Annotated in this window: 18 protein-coding genes and 1 tRNA gene; 11 read left to right on the plus strand and 8 right to left on the minus strand. The window is 61.3% G+C overall.

The features are described 5' to 3' along the window. Positions 1-13: 13 nt before the first annotated feature. Positions 14-2,227, plus strand: a complete 2,214-nt coding sequence (locus ACLBKR_RS00825) for a 3-hydroxyacyl-CoA dehydrogenase NAD-binding domain-containing protein (RefSeq protein ID WP_113448257.1) — start codon at positions 14-16, stop codon at positions 2,225-2,227. Positions 2,228-2,367: 140 nt separating this feature from the next. Next, positions 2,368-3,330: a hypothetical protein gene (locus tag ACLBKR_RS00830; protein ID WP_162757781.1), complete on the plus strand. Its 963-nt coding sequence runs from the start codon at positions 2,368-2,370 to the stop codon at positions 3,328-3,330. A 9-nt stretch (positions 3,331-3,339) separates the two neighbouring features. Here the strand turns inward: ACLBKR_RS00830 and ACLBKR_RS00835 are convergent, their stop codons facing one another. Beyond that, complete coding sequence (locus tag ACLBKR_RS00835; protein ID WP_113448255.1) at positions 3,340-4,371, minus strand: glycerophosphodiester phosphodiesterase family protein; 1,032 nt, start codon at positions 4,369-4,371, stop codon at positions 3,340-3,342. Between the two features lie 162 nt (positions 4,372-4,533). On the opposite strand from ACLBKR_RS00835, the gene ACLBKR_RS00840 reads away from it, so the two are divergent. After that, a complete protein-coding gene (locus ACLBKR_RS00840; protein ID WP_113486055.1) occupies positions 4,534-6,240 on the plus strand; it encodes a GH32 C-terminal domain-containing protein in 1,707 nt (568 codons plus the stop codon). Positions 6,241-6,247: 7 nt separating this feature from the next. Here ACLBKR_RS00840 and ACLBKR_RS00845 read toward each other — a convergent pair whose 3' ends face one another. From ACLBKR_RS00845 to ACLBKR_RS00855, 3 genes are all read right to left on the minus strand, one after another. Next, positions 6,248-7,660 carry a bifunctional serine/threonine-protein kinase/universal stress protein gene (locus ACLBKR_RS00845; RefSeq protein WP_113338317.1) on the minus strand — a complete coding sequence of 471 codons (1,413 nt, stop codon included), beginning with the start codon at positions 7,658-7,660 and terminating at the stop codon, positions 6,248-6,250. A gap of 2 nt (positions 7,661-7,662) precedes the next feature. Next, on the minus strand, positions 7,663-8,403 hold the full coding sequence (locus ACLBKR_RS00850) for a metallophosphoesterase family protein (protein WP_113486057.1): 741 nt from the start codon (positions 8,401-8,403) through the stop codon (positions 7,663-7,665). A 103-nt stretch (positions 8,404-8,506) separates the two neighbouring features. Beyond that, a complete protein-coding gene (locus tag ACLBKR_RS00855) occupies positions 8,507-8,812 on the minus strand; it encodes a hypothetical protein (RefSeq protein WP_113425305.1) in 306 nt (101 codons plus the stop codon). A 242-nt stretch (positions 8,813-9,054) separates the two neighbouring features. Between ACLBKR_RS00855 and ACLBKR_RS00860 the strand changes: the two genes are divergently transcribed. Beyond that, a complete protein-coding gene (locus tag ACLBKR_RS00860; RefSeq protein ID WP_113437192.1) occupies positions 9,055-10,542 on the plus strand; it encodes a pyruvate kinase in 1,488 nt (495 codons plus the stop codon). A gap of 35 nt (positions 10,543-10,577) precedes the next feature. Here ACLBKR_RS00860 and ACLBKR_RS00865 read toward each other — a convergent pair whose 3' ends face one another. Then, complete coding sequence (locus tag ACLBKR_RS00865; RefSeq protein WP_113438944.1) at positions 10,578-14,087, minus strand: PAS domain-containing hybrid sensor histidine kinase/response regulator; 3,510 nt, start codon at positions 14,085-14,087, stop codon at positions 10,578-10,580. Between the two features lie 217 nt (positions 14,088-14,304). Between ACLBKR_RS00865 and mscL the strand changes: the two genes are divergently transcribed. The 3 genes from mscL to galE all read left to right on the plus strand — a co-directional run bounded on the left by mscL (position 14,305) and on the right by galE (position 17,280). Further along, the gene (gene mscL / locus ACLBKR_RS00870; RefSeq protein ID WP_112827812.1) at positions 14,305-14,730 is read left to right on the plus strand and encodes a large conductance mechanosensitive channel protein MscL; all 426 of its coding nucleotides are present in this window, start codon (positions 14,305-14,307) and stop codon (positions 14,728-14,730) included. A 154-nt stretch (positions 14,731-14,884) separates the two neighbouring features. Next, complete coding sequence (locus ACLBKR_RS00875; protein ID WP_113338312.1) at positions 14,885-16,054, plus strand: pyridoxal phosphate-dependent aminotransferase; 1,170 nt, start codon at positions 14,885-14,887, stop codon at positions 16,052-16,054. Between the two features lie 191 nt (positions 16,055-16,245). Further along, positions 16,246-17,280 (plus strand): UDP-glucose 4-epimerase GalE, encoded by a 1,035-nt coding sequence (galE, locus tag ACLBKR_RS00880; RefSeq protein WP_113338311.1) that lies wholly within the window; start codon positions 16,246-16,248, stop codon positions 17,278-17,280. Between the two features lie 57 nt (positions 17,281-17,337). Here galE and ACLBKR_RS00885 read toward each other — a convergent pair whose 3' ends face one another. From ACLBKR_RS00885 to ACLBKR_RS00895, 3 genes are all read right to left on the minus strand, one after another. Beyond that, entirely contained in the window at positions 17,338-17,673 is a 336-nt protein-coding gene (locus ACLBKR_RS00885; protein WP_113338310.1) for a TIGR01244 family sulfur transferase, read from the minus strand. A 185-nt stretch (positions 17,674-17,858) separates the two neighbouring features. Next, positions 17,859-18,242 carry a hypothetical protein gene (locus ACLBKR_RS00890; RefSeq protein WP_113338309.1) on the minus strand — a complete coding sequence of 128 codons (384 nt, stop codon included), beginning with the start codon at positions 18,240-18,242 and terminating at the stop codon, positions 17,859-17,861. A 262-nt stretch (positions 18,243-18,504) separates the two neighbouring features. Further along, a tRNA-Thr gene (locus tag ACLBKR_RS00895) sits at positions 18,505-18,579 on the minus strand. 217 nt (positions 18,580-18,796) lie between these two features. On the opposite strand from ACLBKR_RS00895, the gene ACLBKR_RS00900 reads away from it, so the two are divergent. The 4 genes from ACLBKR_RS00900 to hisD all read left to right on the plus strand — a co-directional run bounded on the left by ACLBKR_RS00900 (position 18,797) and on the right by hisD (position 22,300). Continuing rightward, entirely contained in the window at positions 18,797-18,991 is a 195-nt protein-coding gene (locus ACLBKR_RS00900) for a hypothetical protein (RefSeq protein ID WP_113340492.1), read from the plus strand. A gap of 121 nt (positions 18,992-19,112) precedes the next feature. Next, on the plus strand, positions 19,113-20,405 hold the full coding sequence (murA, locus tag ACLBKR_RS00905) for a UDP-N-acetylglucosamine 1-carboxyvinyltransferase (RefSeq protein ID WP_113448253.1): 1,293 nt from the start codon (positions 19,113-19,115) through the stop codon (positions 20,403-20,405). Between the two features lie 110 nt (positions 20,406-20,515). Then, on the plus strand, positions 20,516-20,953 hold the full coding sequence (locus tag ACLBKR_RS00910; RefSeq protein WP_112831977.1) for a DUF2948 family protein: 438 nt from the start codon (positions 20,516-20,518) through the stop codon (positions 20,951-20,953). 48 nt (positions 20,954-21,001) lie between these two features. Next, positions 21,002-22,300: a histidinol dehydrogenase gene (gene hisD / locus ACLBKR_RS00915; RefSeq protein ID WP_113448252.1), complete on the plus strand. Its 1,299-nt coding sequence runs from the start codon at positions 21,002-21,004 to the stop codon at positions 22,298-22,300. The last annotated feature ends 1 nt before the right edge of the window (position 22,301 follow it).

Raw genomic sequence — 22,301 nt, forward strand, 5'->3', positions numbered from 1 at the left:
CTGGGAGGAAGCAATGACCTACAAGAACTTCACCATCGAGACCGACGCAGACGGCATTGCCCTTGTCACCTGGGACATGCCCGACAAGTCGATGAACGTCTTCACCGTCGAAGTCATGGACGAGATCGAGAAGATCGTCGACCAGACCGTGGCCGATGCCGGCGTCAAGGGCGTGGTTTTCACCTCCGGCAAGAAGACCTTCTCCGGCGGCGCCGACCTCACCATGATTAAGGGCATGTTCTCCATGCTCGAGGAGGAAAAGGCGAAGGACCCTGCCGGAGCCGTGAAGAAGCTGTTTGACGCTGCCGGCCGCATGACCTGGCTGTGGCGCAAGATCGAGACCTGCGGCAAGCCGTGGGTCGCCGCGATCAACGGCACCTGCATGGGCGGTGCCTTCGAACTTTCGCTGGCTTGCCATGGCCGTGTTGCTTCCAATTCCAAGTCGGTGAAGCTCGCTCTGCCCGAGGTCAAGGTCGGGATCTTCCCAGGCGCCGGTGGCACCCAGCGCGTCTCGCGCCTTGCCAACACGCAGGATGCGCTGCAGATGATGACGACGGGCTCGAGCCTGACTGCATCGCGCGCCAAGGCCATGAACCTCGTGCATCAGGTGGTCGAGCCCGATCAGCTGATCCCGGCCGCCAAGCAGATGATAAAGGATGGCCTGAAAGCTGTGGCTCCCTGGGACGAAAAGGGTTTCAAGGCTCCGGGCGGCGGTATCTGGACGCCTGCCGCAGCACAGCTCTGGCCGGCTGCTCCGGCAGTCCTGCGCCGCGAGACTGCCGGCAACTATCCGGCCGCCCTGGCTATCCTGAAATGCGTCTATGAAGGTCTGCAGGTTCCCTTCGATACGGGCCTGAAGATCGAACAGCGTTATTTCACCCAGATTGTCCAGACGACCGAAGCCTTCTCGATGATCCGCTCGCTGTTCGTTTCCATGCAGGAACTGGGCAAGGGCGCCCGTCGTCCGGCAGGCGCGGGCAAGACCGAATTGAAGAAGGTCGGCGTTGTCGGCGCAGGTTTCATGGGCGCTTCCATCGCCTACGTAACGGCTGCCGCAGGCATTCCGGTCGTGCTGATCGACCGCGACATGGAGGCCGCCGGCAAGGGCAAGACCGTGTCCGAAGGACTGGTGGCTGGTGCCGTCGGCAAGGGTAAGATGAGCAAGGACGAAGGCGAGGCGCTGCTTTCGCTGATTACGCCGACGGATGACTATGGCTCCCTGAAGGATGCCAACCTCGTCATCGAAGCCGTCTTCGAAGATCGTGACGTCAAGAAGGCCGTCATCGAGAAGGTCGAGGCCGTTCTGCCGGAAGGCGCGATCTTCGCTTCCAACACCTCTACGCTGCCGATCACGGGTCTGGCGAAGAATTCGAAGCGTCCGGTCGATTTCATCGGCATTCACTTCTTCTCGCCGGTCGAGAAGATGATGCTGACCGAGGTCATTCTCGGCAAGGAAACGGACGACAAGGCACTGGCCGTCGCACTCGATTACGTTGCCGCGATCAAGAAGACCCCGATCGTCGTCAACGATACCCGCGGCTTCTTCGTCAATCGCTGCGTGCTGCGCTACATGTCGGAAAGCTACAACATGCTGATCGAGGGCGTGCCCCCGGTCATGATCGAGAATGCCGCGAAGTTCGCCGGCATGCCGGTCGGCCCGCTGTCGCTCAATGACGAAGTGGCGATCGATCTCTCGCTCAAGATCCTGAAGGCGACTGTCGCCGATCTCGGCGAGAAGGCCATCGATCCGCGCCATATGGAACTCGTTTCCCGCATGGTCGAGAAGGAAGGACGCTTCGGCCGCAAGAACGGCAAGGGCTTCTACGAATATCCGGCAAAGCCGGCCAAGAAGTTCCTGTGGCCGGGCCTCAAGGACTTCTACCCGCAGAAGAAGGCCGAGGACGTCAACATCAAGACGCTGCAGGAACGTTTCCTCGCAACGATTGCGCTGGAAGCTGCTCGCACCGTCGAGGAAGGCATCGTCATCGACCCGCGCGAAGCCGATGTCGGCTCCATCCTCGGTTTCGGCTTTGCGCCCTACACCGGCGGCGCGCTGAGCTACATCGACGGCATGGGCGTGAAGACCTTCGTCGAACTCTGCGAGCGACTTGCAAAGGACTACGGCGCCCACTTCAAGCCGACGCCGCTGCTCATCGACATGGCGGCCAAGGGAGAGACCTTCTACGGACGGTTCGATCCTTACGCCGAGGAAAAGAAGGCGGCGTAAGGCTGTTAGTCTCCCCTAATTTATATAGAGGCGGCTTCGGCCGCCTTTTTCGTTGGTTGGTTGCGTTGTAATAGCCATTGATTGTGTTGTGCGTCGCCGCCTATGTTGACGAGTAGAAGGGTTGGGTTGGGAGATGGGAAATGGGTTGGCGCGGAATCGTGCGATCTGCAATAGCTGCATCACGGGCTGCAGAGAGAGAGGCACATCGCCGACAGAAGCAGGCGCTTCGCCAAGAGATGTCAGATGCCTCTGCCAATGCCGTATCAGAGTGGGAGGACTATCTCGACAAACTCGGATCTCTTCACCACGTTTCCGGAACGCAGATAAACTGGTGGGCGATACTCAATAGTCCCGAACCGACGTCACCAGTTCGATCAACGGTTCGGTCAGACGAACTATCCCGTCAGGTGGAGCGCTTTAAGCCTTCCGCCTTTCATTTCTTCAGGGGAGGTTCGCGATGGCTCAAAGCTCGGCTTGATGGTCAGGTGACCCGGGCTTTGGCGGACGAAGAGCGCTTATATCGGAAGGAATTGGCAGACCATGAAAAACGTCGGTCTGAGTGGGCCGACGATGTTGAGATGGCCCGTAAGGTAGTTGACGGGGAGCCACAAGCGATCAAAAGTGCCCTCGCTGAATTTCAGGCTTTGAGTGAGAGCAATCTGGTCGGACTGGCGGTTGAGTTTGCCATTTCACGGGAATTCATTCACGCCGTAGTGGACGTGCACACGAGCGACATCGTACCGAAGTTCAGAAGAAAGCAACTGGCCTCAGGCAGGCTTTCCGAAACGAAGATGCCGATTGCGGAGTTCAACGAACGATATCAGGACTACGTTGCTAGTGTGGCGTTCAAGGTGGCTGGAGATGTTTTCAGTTTGTTGCCCGGTTCCGAGGTCTACGTCACTTGTCGCACGCAGATGGTTGATAGCAGTACGGGACACCTTGAGGAGACACCTGTACTGTCCGTGCGGTTCATCAGGGAGACCTGGGAACGGTTGAACTTGACGAGCTTGGACCCGTCCGATGCACTGGCCAACTTTTCTCACGCGATGAACTTCAAACGAACCAAGGGTTTCGAACGAATAACGCCCTTGCAGTCGTCTTAGGAGCTTTCGTCAACTTCCCGTCGCATAGGACTGCCGCAAGCCCTGACCTTCCAGCCAGCCGATCACGGCTTCTGGCTCGTCGGTCTGGATGATGGTTGCACCGCGGTCGATCCAGAAGCCGTAGACCGCATCCGTCTGCCCCTGCGCCCAAGCCATCCCGTCACCGCGCCCCCCGGCGACCATGCCTTCCGGACGGTCGGTGATCGGATAGGTGTTGATCCACATGTGGAAATTGCCGCGGATTGCCGCTGCCCGGGCGCGCGGGGAAAAAAGCGGTCCGCCCGTTGCCGTCAGAGGTTCGGCTGCATCCCTGTGCCAGTGAATCATTTCGGCGGCGGGAGCGTCGAATGCTCCTGCGACCTTCGCCACGAAGGCGCTGTCCTGTACGGCATCGTCTGCAAGGATCGGCATGAAGGCGATATCGGGTCCGATCCGCGCCATCACCGCGCGGGCACGCTCCAGCCGCTCCTCGTTCCAGATCGCCGTCTTGATCAGGATGCCGTCGGCCATACCGATCCTGCGCGCGCTATCGACGATGTCCACCAGGTCTTCCGGCTCAAGCTTATTGTCGATGTTGACGAGGATGCGGCCCTTGGCGTGCAGCAGCATTTCTTCCAGCGTCGGCACCGGCTCGTCGGTGACGATGCCCGTTCCTTCCACCACCAGCCGGCAGGTTCTCAACGCGGCGAGGCGCCGTTCCACGACCGCGCCTTTACATGTCGTCGTGCGCTCCAGCGTCGCGTCGTGCATAACGACAAGCGCTCCGTCCTGCGTCCGGCGTACGTCGAGTTCGACCATATCGACGCCCAGCGACACGGAATGATCGATGGCGTCCCTGGAATTTTCCGCGCGTACGACCTTGCCGTTTTCCTTCCACCCTGCGCGATGGGCGACCACCATCACATGATCGCGCCATCGGTTGGCGTCCGTCAGCCTCTCGCGGATCAGCGTCGTATGACTGGTTTCGGAAATGTAGGCATCGGAAGGAAAGATGGGGACGAGAGACAGAAACACGGCGATGAACGGAACGATCAGACGCATGGTACGGCTCCTGGTCCGGATGGAACATGACGTCGCGATAGAATCGCCGGATCACAGGGGGATGAAGGATTGGTGACGCTTGCGTGACGCAAATCATGGAACAGTGGGGCCGCCGCGGTCGTTGCCTCTCCAAAACAGGATAACGAAGAAAGGGTGATCGGTATGGACCAGGCGGACGATGCAGTTGAGGAAACCATGCGGGTCATCCATGCGGACCTGCCCGTTAACGCGACGCTGCATCTCTGGTTGAAAGCGGTGAACGAGGAAAGGCCCGGATCTGTGTCGCTGCACAGCGTCAATGGCAAGTTCGGGGAGGTGCAGGCGATCAATGCCGAGGAACATTCCTTCCGCATCTATCAGGTGTTCGGCGGCGGGCCGATCGAATTGCGCTACGACAGCCGCGACACCGCCGTTTCCGTCGCCTACTGGTTCACCGCCGCGGACGTGCTGGAGACCGGCATTACAGTTTTGCACACCAGCCTGGCCAACCAGCCGCCGGATCTCCCGGCAAGCTATCACTTCCGCCCACCTTTCGGCTGGATGAACGATCCGAACGGTTTCGGTCGCTTCGGCGGCCGGCCGCACCTCTTCTATCAGCATTATTCGCATGGCCGCATGTGGAACAACATGCATTGGGGCCATGCCGTCTCCTCGGATTACCTGCGCTGGCGTCACATGCCGGTTTTCCTCTTTCCTTCGGAGGACCTGACGGCACGCCCGGATAAGCGGGGTGGTGCTTTCTCGGGCTCGGCGATCCCCTTGCCAAACGGACCCGGCATCCGTGTCTTCTTCACCGAGAAGGTGGCGGAGCGGATGCCCGAGCAGGAGATTCAGATGACGGCCGCTTCCGCCGATCTCTTTACCGCTGGGGAAGCTTCCGTTCTTCTGGCACAACGCCCGGCCGGGGAAGGCCTGAGTTTCGACTTTCGCGACCCCTATGTCTTCAAGGGACCGGATGGCCTCTGGAAGATGTTGCTGGGCAGCCAGAGCGAGGAGGGCGGCGTCATCCTGCTTTATGATACGGATGATTCCCAGGCCGCGAGCGGCTGGACCTATCGCGGCAAGTTGATGGTCGACCGCCGCTATCGCACGACCGCGCTCGAATGCCCGTGCCTGTTGCCGATCGATGGCGAGGCGACTGACCCGAAGACGCGCTGGGCACTGATCTACGGCTTGATGCATTCGCTTGACGAAAAGACCGGGCGGCGAAACCTGACTATGGTCGATGTCGGCTGGTTCGACGGACGGACCTTTTCGCGGGAGTTCAGCCGGGAGCTCGACTTCGCTACGGACAACTACGCCTTTCAGGCCTTCATGGACGGCCAGACGCCCGTCGGTATCGGCTGGCTCGGCAACTGGGTCGACACCGGGCCGACAATCGAGTTCCCGAGCGCCATGACCTTGCCGCGTACGTTACGGCTGGAGAGTGGTCAGCTTCTTACCCCTCCAATCGGTGCGGCGGAGAGCCTCAGAAGCCATATTCTGGACCGGACGCGCCTTGCGGCCGGCAGCGACGTCACCTTCCTCAACGGCGCGGTCGAAATTCTGTTCGATCTTGCAGAAGCCGGCGCTCCCTTCGATCTTGTGCTGGATCATCCCAATCTCCGGCTGGGTGTGATGCAGGATGAAGCAGGGCTGTTCATCCGCTATGGCGAAGATGACGACGCGAGGCCGCGCTACGTTGCGGAGGGAGCACGCGTCAGCCGTCTCCGCGTCTTTCTGGATTACGGTTCCATCGAGGTTTTCGCCGATGGAGGACGTTACGCCGGCACCAAGCGCATCGAAGGCTTCGAGCCGGTCCGATCCGCCCGGCTTCTTGCCGCCGCCGGTGTGATCCGTTCGGCAACGATTTGGGCACTCAGGCTCTAGCGTCGCCCTATTCCGCCGCTGCGGTGGCTCCGCGAACCCTCACAACCGTCACCGTGCAGGGAGCGGTTGCTGCCACTTCGCCGGAAACGCTGCCGAGCAGCGAGCGCATGGCCGAATTCGCGCGCGCCCCCATGACGATATGGTCGACCATATTGTCCCGCGCGTAATCGAGAATGGCCTGCGCCGGCGAGACCGACTCGATGACGTGGTAGGTCACAGTCCCCTCGGGCGCCTTCATCGGTTCAGCCCAGTGCTTGAGTTGCACCAGTCGTGCCACATGCTTGTTGTTGCCCTCTGCGTCGAGATCGCTTTCCAGGCTGATGCGCGCGATCTTCAGAACGTTCAGGCAGGCGATGCGGGCGTCGGGTGTCTTTTCGATGATACGGCCCACCGTGAGCCGCAGGGCATCGGCAAGCGGTTCGGATCCACTCGACAGGTCAATCGCCACCATCACGATCGGCGCGTTCGCAAGACTAGCGACGGCATTCGCCGGTTTGAGAAGCTCGATCGGGTCCGGATTGAACCTGCGTTTGATGACGAGGGAGAGACCGTCCCGCTTCAGCTTCTCCGCCCGCGCGGTTAGCGTCACCTTCGAAAGATCCTGTAGGTCCATCGCCAGTTGCGCGGCCGTCGGATAGCGCCGCGCCGGGTTGATCTCGAGGCATCGCAGGATGACCTCCTGCAACGCCTTGGGAATATCCGGGTTCAGCAGGCGGGGCGGGATGGCGTCTCGCCACAACCGCTTCTTCAGCCCCTTCATCCGCTGGGGATCGCCGAAGGGACGCCGGCCCGTGGCGAGGAAATACATCAGGACTCCGAGGGCGAAGAGATCGCTGCGAAAATCGCTGCGAACCCCGAGGATCTGTTCCGGCGCCATATAGGGTGCCGTGCCGTAGGGGAGCCGGAATTCCTCGTGCATCAGATCCGGTAGCTGCAGATGCCGGGCAAGGCCGTAGTCGACCAGAACGGCCTCGCCCGTTTCGCGGAACATGATGTTGGAGGGTTTGATATCGAGATGCACAACGTTCTGCCGGTGCAGATCGGCGAGCGCCGTGGCGATGCGGTTGCCGAGCATCGCAACTTCTTCCGCCGCGCGGGGCAGATCATCGAGAAGGGGATAGAGAGAGGCGCCGGGCAGTCTTTCGAAGACGATATACGGTTGAACCGCGAAATCCCCGTTCGCGACAAAGCGGGGCACATGCGGACCCGAGAGTCGCGGCATAATCATCTGTTCCATCTCGAAGCCGACGATCATGGCCGGATCGGTGCCGCCGCCGATATCAGGCACCTTCATCAGCATGGGAAAATCGATGTCCGGTCGAGTGACCTCGAACAGACGGGCCATCCCTCCCTTGTGGGCAAGATTGCCGATGGTGAAGCCGTCGATAACGCTGCCGCTTGCCGGATGCGCCTTTCCCATCGTCATCGTCCCTTGACCAGTCGTGCAGCGAGGCCGTCGGGCAGGCCCGCCGCGCGGATTTTCGCCGCTGCGGTTTCGATGTCGTAGCCGACGCGATGAAATTCGAGTTCACCCTTGTCCGTGTCGAGAATGCTGAAGGCGGCTGCGGGATTTCCGTCGCGCGGCTGTCCGACCGACCCGATGACGGCAAGCCAGCGCCGGTGGGCCAGGAGCGGGATGCCGTGGGAAGAGGTTGGCGTGAAGGCGGATACCTTGTCGTTCGCTCCGAGACAGTAGAGCGCCGGGCGGTGCAGGTGGCCGCAGAAGATCAACCGGGCGCTGCAGGCGGAAAACTGCGATAGCGCATCATCGGTATCCGTCACATAGCTGAAGCGCCCCGGGGTCGTCGTATTCGCGTGTACGTAAAGGCGGTCTCCATCCTCCTCCGACAGCGGCAACCCGGAAAGATAGGCGCGTTCGTTGGTGTTCAGCAGACCGCGCGTCCAGTTGATGGCGGCTGCCGCGGTTTCGTTCATGGAAATTGCCGTATCCTCCAGCGCCTGATCGTGATTGCCGCGCACCACGATCGCACCACGCTCTGCAAGTGCCATGGTCTTGCGCGTGCACCAGACCGGATCAGCACCATAACCGACAATATCGCCGAGCACGACGTAGCGCGCCGCGCCTTGTCGTTCGGCCGCTTCGAGCACGGCTTCGTAGGCCTCGCGGTTGGCGTGAATGTCCGAAAGCAAAGCGATCCGCATGGCCCCTCCCTGGCGACGAATGCTTGAGCCTCAATCTAGGGTGCTTTTCGAGGGTGCGCTATTGGCCGGAAGGAGGGTGTACAGGGTTGTCCAGACCCTTGCCTCAGCCGGGATGAAGCCCCTGTAGCTCCGCCGGAGGAGCCTTCTTGTCGCGCTCTGACTTCTCCGATGTTGCAGAGCCCGTGGCATGCAGGTCTTCGAGCCGTTTCTTGATCGAAAGCGAATAGATTGTCTGAAGGATGTTACGGTCGGCAAGATGCGGATCGGTCAGGGCCAGAAGAGAGGCGCGCACCAGCTTCTTGTTGTTTACCTGCGGGCAGCGTTCCTGGACATAGGCAAACAATGCAGCATCTACCAATCCGGCGGACGCGCCGTCGACAAGAGCCTCGTAAATCTTCTTCTTTGCCATTCTCTATCTCCATCCCTGTGTGCCGCGCCCGCCCCGCGAAGCATAAGGAAGACCTTACCCGTCACAAAACTGTCATGCAACGAACCTTATTTCGCTTTTGCGAAAGTAAGCTGAAGGCGTCATCGCTGCGTCAAACAGCCGAAGTAGCGTGAAGGTCTTCCGGCCCGTAACTGCGGCATTCGCCCCTCTGGTGAAGCCGCAACGTCTATGGGACGGTGATGTATCGCCAAGTGGAGCAAGGAATGAACACGCTGCCAAAGCATGTGACCGAAAGGCCTGTCGAAGCACTCCTCGAGGAAGTCGTCGGCCTGCGTGCCGAAATCCTCGACTCCTCGGCAGTACTGATCGAAAAGTTTGGGGTCGATGCGGTGGAGGCTGATCCGGCGCTTGCCAATCTGGCGCACTATCTCGCGCTCCGCCACCATGACCTGCGGTCGTTGCAAAGGCGCCTGATGTGTCTGGGTCTCTCCTCACTGGGGAGGCTTGAAAGCCGCGTACTGCCGACGCTCGATGCGGTGATTGGGGCACTCGGTGCGCTTGCAGGCAGGCCGGTTCCCGTCGCCATGCCGTCCGAATCCGATTTCTTTGTGGGCGAGGTTCGTCTTGCCGAAGCCGCACGCGATCTCATCGGACCGGCGCATCCCACCCGTCGCACGCGCATCATGGTAACGCTTCCGAGCGAGGCGGCGACAAATCCGGATTTTCTGCTCGACCTGGCAAAGGCCGGCATGGATGTGGCGCGCATCAATTGCGCCCATGACGGACCGGAAGCCTGGCGGGCCATGGCAGCGCACGTCCGGGCCGCGGGAGCGGCGGTCGGCCGCGAAATCGCCGTGCTGATGGATATTGCCGGCCCGAAAATCCGCACGGCAGAAGTGGTGCTGCCGGAAAAGAAGGCCAGACTTGTCGCTGGCGACAGAGTTCGCCTCGTGGCCTCCGGCAAGCCGCGCGTTTGCGACCGGGTGAAATTCTCTGCCGGCGTCTCGCTTCCGGAAATGGTCACCCGCCTGTCCGTCGGCGACCGTGTGCGTTACGATGACGGCAAACTGGAAGCCGTGGTGGAAAGTCTTGCGGACGGCGAGGCGGTGATACTGGTGCAGAAGACCAAGGCCGGCGGCACGAGGCTGAAACCTGAAAAGGGAATCAATCTGCCCGATACGTCGCTCGGCCTTTCGCCCCTCACCGCCAAGGACGAGACCGATCTTGCGACCGTCATCGAGTGCGGCGATATCATCGGCTACTCCTTCGTCAGCCGTCCGGAAGACATCGATCTTCTCGAAGAGGTGCTGAAGCGTTACGGCGTCGGGGCACGCAGCCTCGGCCTGATCGCCAAGATCGAACAGCCGGAAGCGGTGCGCAATCTGCCGGCACTGATCGCCCGCGCCCGCCGCAGGGGGCCGTTCGGCATTATGATCGCCCGTGGCGACCTTGCCGCGGAAATCGGTTTCGAGCGGCTGGCGGAAATGCAGGAGGAGATCCTGTGGATCTGTGAGGCGGCTTCCGTGCCGGCCATATGGGCGACACAGGTTCTGGAGGACCTGGTGCGTGAGGGCATTCCGACGCGCGGGGAAATGACCGATGCGGCGATGGCCGTCCGCGCAGAATGCGTCATGCTGAACAAAGGCCCTGCTGTCGCCCAGGCGGTTGAACTGCTCGATCGTCTTCTGTCGCGTATGGACGAGCATATCCAGAAGAAGACGCCGACGCTGCGAGCGTTGAAGTCCTGGTGACCGCGCCATGACCGCCTTCGGCGGCGAACGGCCTCCTATTCGGCCGCCGTCTGTTTCAGCGCTGAAATCTGTGTGATGAAGGCGCGAAGCGCTGCCGGGCGCACCGGCTTGTGCTGGAGCGCGATATTCTGTTTCTCGGCTTCCGCCCGTACTTCGAGCGTGCGGTCCGCGGTTAAAAGCAGAGCCGGCACATCGCGTTCATAGAGCGCGCGCAGCCGAAGGATGGCGCCGATGCCGCTGCCGTCGCCGAGATGATAGTCGGCAATGATGAGGTCCGGCGGTTCTCTGTCCGCGGCGACGATGGCATCCAGTTCCTCAATGGAGCCCGCACAGCGGATGTTGCATCCCCATCCGGAAATCAGGAGCTGCATGCCCTCGAGGATCTTGGGTTCGTTGTCGATGCAAAGGATATTGAGGCCTCGAAGCGGCTGTACACCCTTGTCCTGCCTTGCCAGTTCCGCCACGCCGCTGCCCATCGGCACCGACTGGTCGAGCGGCATGAGCACCCGGAAGGTTGTGCCCTTGCCCTGCTTGGAAGAGAGCTGCACCGGGTGGTTGAGCACACGCGCGATACGGTCAACGATGGAAAGGCCCAGGCCGAGGCCCGAGGCCGTGCGCATGCCTTCCTCCAGCCGTGCGAACTCCTTGAAGACGGTGCGGAATTTCGAAGACGGAATGCCGATGCCGGAATCCATCACCTGGATCGCGACCTCCTTGCCCTGCCGGCGGGCTCCGACCAGAACGCGGCCGGAAGGGGTGTATTTGATGGCGTTGGAGACGAGGTTCTGCACCAGCCGACGCAGCAGGTTGGGGTCTGAGCGTACCCTGAGCGAGGTCGGCATGACGATCAGTTTAAGGTTCTTCTCGCGTGCCATGGGTGCGAAGTCGGTCTCGATTCGTTCGAGCAGATCCCGCAGCGCGACGGAGGTTACACGCGGTTTCATGGCGCCGGTGTCGAGACGCGAGATGTCGAGCACGGCGCCGAGAATGATCTCGACGGACTCCAGCGCGGAATCGATGTTGCGCACCAGCGAACTGTTCTCGCTCTCGCCGAGCCTTTCGACCAGCGAGGAGGAATAAAGGCGTGCGGCGTTGAGCGGCTGCAGGATGTCGTGGCCGGCCGCTGCGAAGAAGCGCGTCTTGCCGATATTGGCCTCGTCGGCGGCGGCACGGGCTTCGGCGAGCGCATGGTTCACCCGGGTCAACTCCGCGGTACGTTCGCTCACGCGCTGTTCCAGCGTTTCGTTCGCCTGTTTCAGCGCCTTGTCGGCGGCCACCTGGCTCGTGATGTCGGTGAAGGTTGCGACGATGCCCTTGTCGGGCATGGCGTTGCAGCGAACCTCGATGATCCGGTCGCCCCCGGAGGTCACCAGTTGAAAGGGCGTGTCGAATTGCTGGAAGCGTCGGACGAGCGGTGCCTGTTCGCCCGCCGCCACGTCGCCGCGTTCCGCCAGCATCGCCACGATCTCGGCAAGCGGATAACCGACCTGTCCCACATGCTCGGGCAAATCGAGCAGGCTGCGGAAGCGTCGGTTCCAGATGGTCAGCCGATTGCTGGCATCGAAGACGGCGATGCCCTGTTCCATCTGCGAAAGTGCCGTCTGCAGCATGTCCTGATTGTATTGCAGGGCTTCGCTTGCCTGATCGAGCAGCCAGGCGGTATCGGCAGAGGTATCCTCGGCCTTTTGCAGGATCAGTGACAGCACAAGGCGTGCGGAGGACGAGCCGATGGCGCTGCCGAGCAGTTGTTCCGAGAAATGGATGAACGCCATGTCGGCTGGGCTGTCGTCGTCCAGCCTGCGTCCGACCGTCTGTTCGTAGCTGCGAAACGACCGCTGCATGCGCTCGTCGCCGAGGTAGCGGGCGATGGCGGCCTTGAGATCGCCGACGGAGACCCTCGTCTTCCAGCCTCGCGTGGCAAATTGCGTGCGCGGATGACGCTTGACGAAGATGCCGGACTGGATGCGCTCGACGGGCCTGGGATTGCGGCTGAGCGTGCCAGCGACGAAGGCGGCAGTGTTGACCAGCAGGCTGAGCAGTGTGCCGTTGACCAGCGGATCGGCTTCCGCACCCGTGAACATGTCGATGCCCGGAAAGAGGAAGCTCAGGATCGATGCCGCGATGTGGCTGTTGTCCTCGGCGCCGAAACTCGGAAGGAACAGCAGATAGGCCCAGACGAAGAAACCAGAACTGAGGCCCGCGATCGCACCGCGGGCATTGGCCCGGCGCCAGAAGAGACCGCCGAACAGAGACGGTGCGATCTGGGCGATTGCGGCAAAGGCCAGAAGGCCGATCGAGGCAAGTCCGGTCGAATTGTCCGCCGAGCGGTAGTAGACATAGCCGAGCAGCATGACCCCGAAGATCGAGGTTCGCCGGATATGGAGAAGCGTCTTGGCGAAGTCGGCCCGGTGGCTGGGCCGTACGAGCAGCTTCTGCCGGAGAAAGATCGGCAGCACCATGTCGTTCGAAATCATGATCGCCAGTGCCACGGACGCGACGATAACCATCGCGGTGGCGGCGGAGAAACCGCCGAGGAAGGTGATGAGCGAGACGAACCGCATCTCGTGCGTGAGCGGCAGCGAAAGCACGTAGAGATCGGCGTCGCCGGTGCCGCCGAACAGCATGACGCCGCCCATCGCGGCCGGCAGCACGAAGATATTGATCGCCACCAGGTAGAGCGGCATCAATATGCCGGCAAGCTTCAGTTCCCGCGTGGTGCGGTTCTCGACCACGGTCACATGGAACTGCCGGGGCAGCATGACGATGGCGAAGGCCGAAAGCGCAATCAGCAGGATCCAGCGACCGGGCGGTGTATGATGCGTCAGGGCCGCCATGACGGCCTGGTTCTCGACGGCCTTCTGCCAGAGATCGGCCGGCCCGTCGAACAGGAAGAAGACGACGTAGATCCCGAGTGTCCAGAAGGCGACCAACTTGACGACGGATTCCCAGGCGATTGCGAGAATGAGGCCGTCCTGGTGTTCGGTCGCGTCGGTGTGGCGGGTACCGAAGACGACTGCGAAACAGGCGAGCAAGAACGCAACGACCAGCGGAAGGTCGACGAAATAGAGATTGCCGGTGCCGATGCCGTAGTCGGTCGGGTCCACCATGGCCGTGACCGAATTGGAAACGGCTTTCAGTTGCAGTGCGATATAAGGGATCGTGCCGACAAGGCAGATCACGGTCACCAGCATTCCGACGATGGGATTCTTGCCGTAGCGGGCTGCGATGAAGTCGGCGCCGGAGGTCAGCTTTTCCGCCTTGGCGAGTTCGATGATGCGTCTCACGATCGGCATTCCGATCGTGAACATCAGGATCGGGCCGATATAGATGGCGGTGAATTCCAGCCCGCGTTCGGCCGCGAGCCCAACGCCGCCGAAATAGGTCCAAGAGGTGCAGTAGACGGCAAGGCTGAGCGCATAGACGACCGGCCGCCCGCTTGCGGGCACCCCGTAGACCCGGCTTTTCCGATCGCCATAGCTCGCCACGGCGAAGAGCAGCAGCAGATAGGCGAAGGCCGATGCGAAAATGACCCAACCCGGAAGCACGCTTCCTCCTCATGAACGGCGCGCTGGAACTGGAGGGAACTTTAAGGGAGTTTCCATCCATTTGAAATCGCTTACAGCTTGACATTAAGTCGAAGATGCCCGTTCCGCGATTGCAGATTTACTGTTTTCGAAAGCTCGAAACTTGATTAACCATGCGGAAGGTGAGGTGTCCGGGGCGGCGGGCGCGTCTTGCTGTCTTTTTAGAAGGAGAAGGGTAATGCTGAACGAGTTCAAGACATTCATTGCACGCGGCAATGTCATGGATCTCGCAGTCGGCGTCATCATCGGTGGCGCGTTTGGTCTGATCGTCAATTCTCTGGTTCAGGATATCGTCATGCCGATCGTCGGAGTTATCTTCGGTGGTTTCGATTTCTCCAACTACTTCCTGCCCTTGAGCTCGAAAGTGACGGCGACATCGCTCGCCGCCGCACGCGAACAGGGGGCTGTCTTCGCCTACGGCAATTTCATCACCGTGGTAATCAACTTCCTCATCCTGGCCTGGATCATTTTCCTCATGGTCAAGGGCGTCAACACGCTGAGAGCCTCACTCGAAAAGCAGGATCAGAAGGTTGCCGAAGCAGCTCCGCCGCCGGCCGATATCCAGCTTCTGACGGAAATCCGCGACCTGCTGAAGACCCGTTGATCGTATCTGCAGACAATCCAAAGACCGCAGCCAGTCTGCGGTCTTTTTCATTCATCACCAGAATCGATTCTGTGCTCACCGAATGTCATGGGATTTTCCGTGCGTGATGGGGTAGAGCTCCTGAACATCTGAAAGACTTTCAAAGAGGCTCCGCATGTCGCTCGTCAAGGATCTCAGCCCGCGCGCTCTGGCGGCGCCGGAGAGCGGGATCGTCGAAATCATCAACTACGCCCGCGGGCGTGATGGCCTGCTGCCGCTCTGGGCAGGCGAGGGCGATCTGCCCAGCCCGGATTTTGTCAATCGAGCCGCAAGCGATGCGCTTCTCGCGGGTGAAACCTTCTACACATGGCAGCGCGGCATTCCGGATTTGCGTGAGGCTCTGTCGCGATATTACGCGCGACACTTCAGCGTGAACCTGCCGCCGGAGCATTTCTATGTGACCGGTTCCGGCATGCAGTCGATTGCGCTGTGTGTCCAGGCGCTGACAGAGCCCGGTGACGAAATGGTCTATCTGTCGCCGGCCTGGCCCAACATCGTTTCCGCCATAGAGATTGCCGGTGGCCGAGCTGTCGGCCTGCCGCTGACCTTTGCCGAGGGCCGCTGGTCGCTCGACATGAACGCGCTCGAAGCGACGGTCACGCCGAAGACGAGGGCGCTCTTCATCAATACGCCGTCCAATCCGACCGGCTGGACCGCAAGCCGCGATGATCTCGCCGCCATCCTGGCCCTGGCGCGCCGCCATGATCTCTGGATCCTCGCCGACGAGATTTACGCGCTCTATTACTACGGAGCAGGACCGCGTGCGGCTTCCTTCCTTGATGTCATGGAGCCGGGCGACCGCGTCTTGTTCGCCAATTCCTTCTCCAAGAACTGGTCGATGACCGGCTGGCGGGTCGGCTGGATCGTGGCGCCCCCGGAAACCGGACAGGTCTTTGAAAACCTGATCCAGTATTCCACTTCCGGCGTCGCGCAGTTCATGCAGCGTGGCGCGGTTGCGGCCCTCGACCATGGCGATGGCTTCGTGCGCGAGAATTTCGACCGCGCCGCAAGGTCGAGAGACCTTCTCTGCGATGCCCTGATTGCAACGAACCGTGTCGAGACGCTGAAGCCGGAAGGTGCGCTCTATGCCTTCCTGAAGATCGATGGCATCACCGACAGCCGGCAGGCGGCGATGGATATCGTCGATCGCACCGGTGTTGCGCTGGCGCCCGGATCGGCCTTCGGCAAGGGCGGCGAAAGCTTCCTGCGTGCCTGTTTCTTGCGCGATCCCCGTCAGATCGAAGAGGCGGCAGACCGCCTTAGCCGTTACATCCTCTCCCTTTAATCGCGTCCGGCAGGGCGCGCGGCAACGGCTCGCCCTGCCGATCGATAAATTTAGACCGATTTTCGAAAGCCTGTATTTAGTATAGTTAAAGTTAAACGGCGCGAATGGACGGATTGGGCGCCGGACGTAAATCTTGTTAAAGCCGTAAATGAATATGTTCTTCCCGATCGATAAGGAAACGGGAAGTAAAAATGGCGATCTTGGTTACGGGCGGCGCTGGCTACATCGGCAGCCATATGGTCTGGTCTCTCCTGGATGCCGGTGAAGACGTGGTTGTCATCGATCGCCTGTCCACTGGATTTCGCTGGGCCGTTGCTCCCGCGGCGCGTTTCTATCTCGGCGATGTGGGCGACGACAAGGTTCTGACGCAGATCTTCGCCGAAAACGATATTGAGGCCATCATTCATTTTGCGGGTTCAGTCGTGGTCCCGGATTCCGTCGCCGACCCGCTTGGCTACTATGCCAACAACACCGGCAATACCCGCATCCTGCTCTCTGCGGCGGTCAGGGCCGGTATCGACAAGTTCATCTTTTCCTCGACGGCAGCCGTCTATGGCACGCCGGATGCGCCCGTGCCGGTGGTCGAAACCGCGCCCCTGCGGCCGGAAAATCCTTATGGCCAGTCCAAGCTGATGAGCGAGATCATGCTGAAGGATACGGCCCGCGCCCATGATTTCCGCTATGTGGCGCTCCGCTACTTCAACGTCGCCGGCGCCGATCCGCTCGCCCGCACGGGCCAATCGACCGTGCGATCGACCCATCTCATCAAGGTGGCCTGTGAGGCCGCGCTCGGCAAACGACGCTCTGTCGAGGTCTTCGGCACAGACTATGCCACGACGGACGGAACCGGCGTTCGGGACTATATCCATGTCAGCGATCTGGTGCTCGCGCATCTGAATGCCCTCGACTATCTGCGCCGCGGCGGAGCCACGCTGACCGCCAATTGCGGCTATGGCAAAGGCTATTCTGTGCTCGATGTTCTGCGCACCGTGCAAAAGGTTGCGGATGCGCCGATCTCTATCGAATACCGCCCCAGACGAGAGGGAGATGCCGCCTTTGTCGTTGCCGATGCAACGCTGGCCCGCTCCACCCTGGGCTGGGTGCCGCGTCACGATGATCTGAAGACGATCGTTGCGACGACGCTCGATTGGGAGCGTCGTCTTTCCCACGACGAGACGCCCGATATCGAAGGTCTGCGCCGCCGTCTTGCCGCGAGCAGTTTCTGAAATCGGTCGGAGTTCGTCGGTGGGGCGCGGTGGACCGCCGTTCCAGCCTTCGGCAGATCAGCCGATTTGCTGCGCCATCTGGTAAAGGCCGGCGCAACGCGCCCCGGAAGCACAGAAGGCGAGAACGGGACCTTCCGTCTGTCTCAACAGATCTTTCAACGTCGTCGCCTGTTCCATGGCAACGGAACCGGGGGTGACAGGCAGGTAGTAAGCCTTCAGCTTGGCGGCCTTTGCAGCCTCCTCGATGGCAGAAAACTTCGGCTGTCCCCAGCCTTCACCATCCGGCCGCATGCAGATAACAGCGGCATAGCCTGACGCCGCGACCTGGGCCATGTCAGCCGGGTTGAGCTGGCCACTCACATGATAGCTCTGGGTAACCGGGCGTATATGCATTCTTTCCCTCGTTTCTCGATGACGGCCTGCAGTGCAGAAAACGGGATAATTCGTGACCGCTTCTGCGATAAAACATATAGTAATTTATATGTATATGCCAAGCGGACTTCTGGCAATGAGCGGAGACCGTGTTTCGCCGGATGTACTTCGTCAAGGATCGCCCAAATATGGGTGCGCCCCGGCCGTCAGTGACCCCGGTTCGCCACAAGCCACTTCTGCAGTGCTGCGACGATTGCAAGCCTCAGGCATGCGCCCTCGGAAAGGGCGCGTTCCAGCGCTGTCCCATCCTCCTCAAAGCCTATTTCCGCCATGACCTCGCTTGCAGAAAGCGAACGTGCCGCCATGATCGCCCTGATGCGCGCCACGCTCGATGGCATGAGATACCGCCCGCTGGCAATCGGCGAGCCGGAAAGCAGTCCCGTGATATCTGCCTCGCCCGCCATGTCGCCGTCGATGACATGCGTGGCACCGCCGAGCCATTGCAGGAATGCATAGCGCTGCTGCTCGGATGCCTTCTCCCAGGAATTCTGAAGCTTCTGAAGGCGGTTGCGCTTTGATTTCCTGGGCATGCGATTTTCCGCCTCCGTTATGTCGGGCAGTCTGAAGCAATTCGGTTACGGCTGCATAGCGGTTTCGTGCTGGCAATTGCATGAAAACAAGGAGATAGAGTGCTGACGGTGATCCCGTTTTCACCGGGTTGCTCTAGCGCAGGATCATCGGAAGGGCGAGCGGAAATCGCGAAGAGCACAGAATTGCAACACTTCCGAAGAAATACAGCCACTGCATTTTTGCCAGTGGCGCTATCGCCAAGACTGTCGGAATAAGAGAAAATGGTGCTGCTAGAGAGATTTGAACTCTCGGCCTCTCCCTTACCAAGGGAGTGCTCTACCCCTGAGCTATAGCAGCATCTTGTTCGCGGCGCGTGTCGCCGTTGCGAGCGAGCCGCCTATTGCCACAGCTTGGAGGGGAGCGCAAGCCGCAAAACGAACTTCCTGGGAAGAAATCCGCAGGCGGCGTTCCCGTCTTTCGGAGCGCGCGTTTTTCGGTTATCACGCGCTGCATGACAGAAGATCGGCAAAACCCCGGGATTGCAGGGCCGGCGGCGGAGCGGAGCGGCGAGGCCATTCCCTCCGGCGAGGTTGTGGATAAGCGCAAGGCTGCCGCGCGTGCGGCGGCTGAGCAGCGCAAGGCGCGTGCGGCGGAGAAGCTGCGCGAGAATCTCATGCGGCGAAAACAGCAGTTCCGCGCCCGCCGTGCCGGCCAGGCCGATGAAACGAATGGTCTGCCTGCCGCAAATTCGTCCCAACCCGATGATTAATCACTGCTGGACGGGCCGAATTGAACATGGCCTGTTTTTCGTCTAAACACCCTCGCGTCCGCGGGGCGGGATCAGCAGCAATAAATGAAAGGCGGGCTCAGGTCCCGTTTCGAAGGCTTACATGGATCGTATTCGGATTGTCGGCGGCAACGAGCTCAAGGGTGTGATCCCGATCTCCGGCGCCAAGAACGCGGCGCTGCCCCTGATGATCGCTTCGCTACTGACCAGCGACACCCTGACGCTTGAGAATGTCCCGCATCTCGCCGATGTCGAGCTGCTTTTGCGCATTCTCGGCAATCACGGTGTCGACGTCTCAGTCAACGGCCGCCGCGAGCATCAGGATGGCTCCTATGCTCGCACCATTCATTTCACCTGCCGCACCGTCGCGGATACGACCGCTCCCTATGAACTGGTTTCCAAGATGCGAGCGAGCTTCTGGGTCATCGGTCCGCTTCTGGCGCGCGAGGGCAAGGCGCGGGTTTCCCTGCCGGGCGGCTGCGCGATCGGCACGCGTCCCGTCGATCTCTTCATCGAGGGCCTGCAGGCGCTCGGCGCCGAGATGGAAATCGACGGTGGCTATATCAACGCGACCGCTCCGAAGGACGGCCTGATCGGCGCGACCTATAATTTCCCCAAGGTTTCCGTCGGCGCGACCCATGTGATGATGATGGCGGCCTCGCTCGCCCGCGGAACGACGGTGATCGGCAATGCGGCGCGCGAACCGGAAGTCGTCGACCTCGCCAACTGCCTGAATGCCATGGGAGCGAAGATTTCCGGCGCAGGCACTTCGACGATTACCATCGAAGGCGTGCCGAGCCTTTCGGGCGCCCGGCATCGGGTCCTGCCCGACCGTATCGAAACCGGCACCTATGCCATGGCCGTTGCCATGACCGGTGGGGATGTCACCCTGCAGGGAACCGACGCTTCCCTGCTCGATACCGCACTCGAAGCGATCCGGCGCGCGGGCGCGGAGGTTACCGAAACTCCCGGCGGAATCCGGGTCGTGGGCTACGGTTCAGAGATCCGTCCGGTCGATATCGTCACCGAACCCTTCCCCGGTTTCCCGACCGACCTCCAGGCACAGTTCATGGGCCTGATGACCCGCGCGAACGGCGTTTCCCACGTCACCGAGACGATCTTCGAAAACCGCTTCATGCACGTGCAGGAACTGGCCCGTCTCGGCGCCAAGATCACGCTTTCTGGCCAGACCGCCCGCATCGAGGGCACCCGCCGCCTGCGGGGCGCGCCGGTCATGGCGACCGACTTGCGCGCCTCCGTGTCGCTGGTGATCGCCGGCCTTGCGGCGGAAGGCGAAACCATGGTTTCGCGTGTCTATCATCTCGACCGCGGGTTCGAACGGCTCGAAGAGAAGCTGACCCGCTGCGGAGCAGTGGTCGAGCGCATCAGCGACTGAGAACGACCGATCTCCGTTCCTCGCTGCCGTTGCGTCTTGCATTGCGGCAACCTATGTCGAAAGGATGATACGACGCTTCGCCTTCGGGCGGCCATTCGGGTAACGGTGAAATGACAAGTCTGAAGCTGCTCGCTCTCGATACCGATGACCTCTCGGTCATCTCCGCTCACATGCAGGATGCGGTCTTCCGCATTTCCGATATGTCGTTCCAGCCGCGCCCGGGCCTCTTTTCGCTGGCCGCCAACCGCTTTGTCTGGGAGGACGCTTCCGGCCGCCGCAAGGCCTACGAACGCCGTCGGGCTCTTTTGAGCTTCAAGCGGGTTTCCGCCGTTCGTTCGATCGGCTTTGACCGCACAAACGGTGATGATGTGCTGTCGCTTCTGGCGATCCGCTACCGGGCCGAGGGTGAGGGGCCGGAAGGCGTGCTGGAACTCGTGCTTTCCGGTGGCGGCATGATCGCCCTCGATGTGGAATGTATCGAAGCACAGCTTGCGGATACCGGCGGGGCATGGGAAACCAGCCTTAAGCCCGGCCATCCGGGCGATTGAACGGCAGGCGCCAAGGACGCGCCTGTCGAGGAGAGGGACTGAAGAAAAGTGGCGATCTGGCTGGATCAGGCATCCGGGGAATTCGAGGAGAGGTTTTCTGCCTTTCTGACGACCAAGCGCGAAGTATCGGATGACGTCAATGACGTGGTGCGCGCGATCATCGAGGATGTGAGGGCGCGCGGCGACGCGGCACTTGCCGATTATTCCAGGCGTTTCGACGGTATCGATTTCGCTGCGGTGCCCATGCGGGTGAGCGATGCGGAAATCGATGCGGCAATGGCCGAAGTCGATGACGAGGTGATGGTGGCGCTCGAGCTTGCCGCCGCGCGCATCGAAAAGCATCACGCCCGCCAGATGCCGAAGGACGATCTTTACGAGGATTCGATCGGCGTCGGCCTCGGCTCGCGCTGGACGGCGATCGAGGCGGTTGGTCTCTATGTCCCTGGCGGCACGGCGAGCTATCCGAGTTCGGTGCTGATGAATGCGGTGCCGGCAAGGGTTGCAGGTGTCCCACGCATCGTCATGGTGGTTCCGGCCTCGGGTGGGGCGATCAATCCCACGGTGCTCGCTGCCGCGCGCATCGCCGGCGTCCGGGAAATCTACCGTATCGGCGGTGCCCAGGCGGTGGCCGCGCTCGCTTATGGAACCCAGTCCATCGCGCCGGTCGCAAAGATTGTTGGCCCGGGCAACGCCTATGTTGCCGCCGCCAAGCGGCAGGTCTTCGGCACGGTCGGCATCGATATGATCGCCGGCCCGTCCGAAGTGCTGGTGATCGCCGATGCCAACAACGATCCGGACTGGCTGGCAGCCGATCTCCTCGCCCAGGCCGAACACGATCCGGGCGCCCAGTCCATTCTCATTACCAATGATGCCGGGCTCGGCAAGGCGGTCGAGGCTGCCGTCGAGCGGCAGCTCAAGTCTCTCGGCCGTTCGGAGACCGCTGCCGCAAGCTGGCGCGATTTCGGCGCGATCATTCTCGTGCCGTCGCTCGCTGCCGCGATCCCGCTTGCAAATCGCATCGCAGCCGAACATCTGGAACTCGCGGTAGACGATCCGGATGCGCTGATGGCAGACGTGCGCAATGCCGGCGCCATTTTCGTCGGCCGCCATACGCCGGAAGTGATCGGCGACTATGTCGGCGGCTCGAACCACGTGCTGCCCACGGCCCGTTCCGCCCGCTTTTCCTCCGGGCTCTCCGTGCTCGATTTCGTCAAGCGCACCTCGATCCTGAGGCTTGGTCCGGACCAACTGCGCATGCTGGCGCCGGCGGCCATCGCGCTTGCGAAGAGCGAGGGCCTCGATGCGCACGCGCGCTCGGTTGCCATCCGGCTCAATCTCGAAGGCTGAG

Origin of the sequence: Paenirhizobium cremeum, assembly GCF_047553425.1 — a bacterium.
GTDB classification, from domain to species: Bacteria; Pseudomonadota; Alphaproteobacteria; order Rhizobiales; family Rhizobiaceae; genus Allorhizobium; species Allorhizobium cremeum.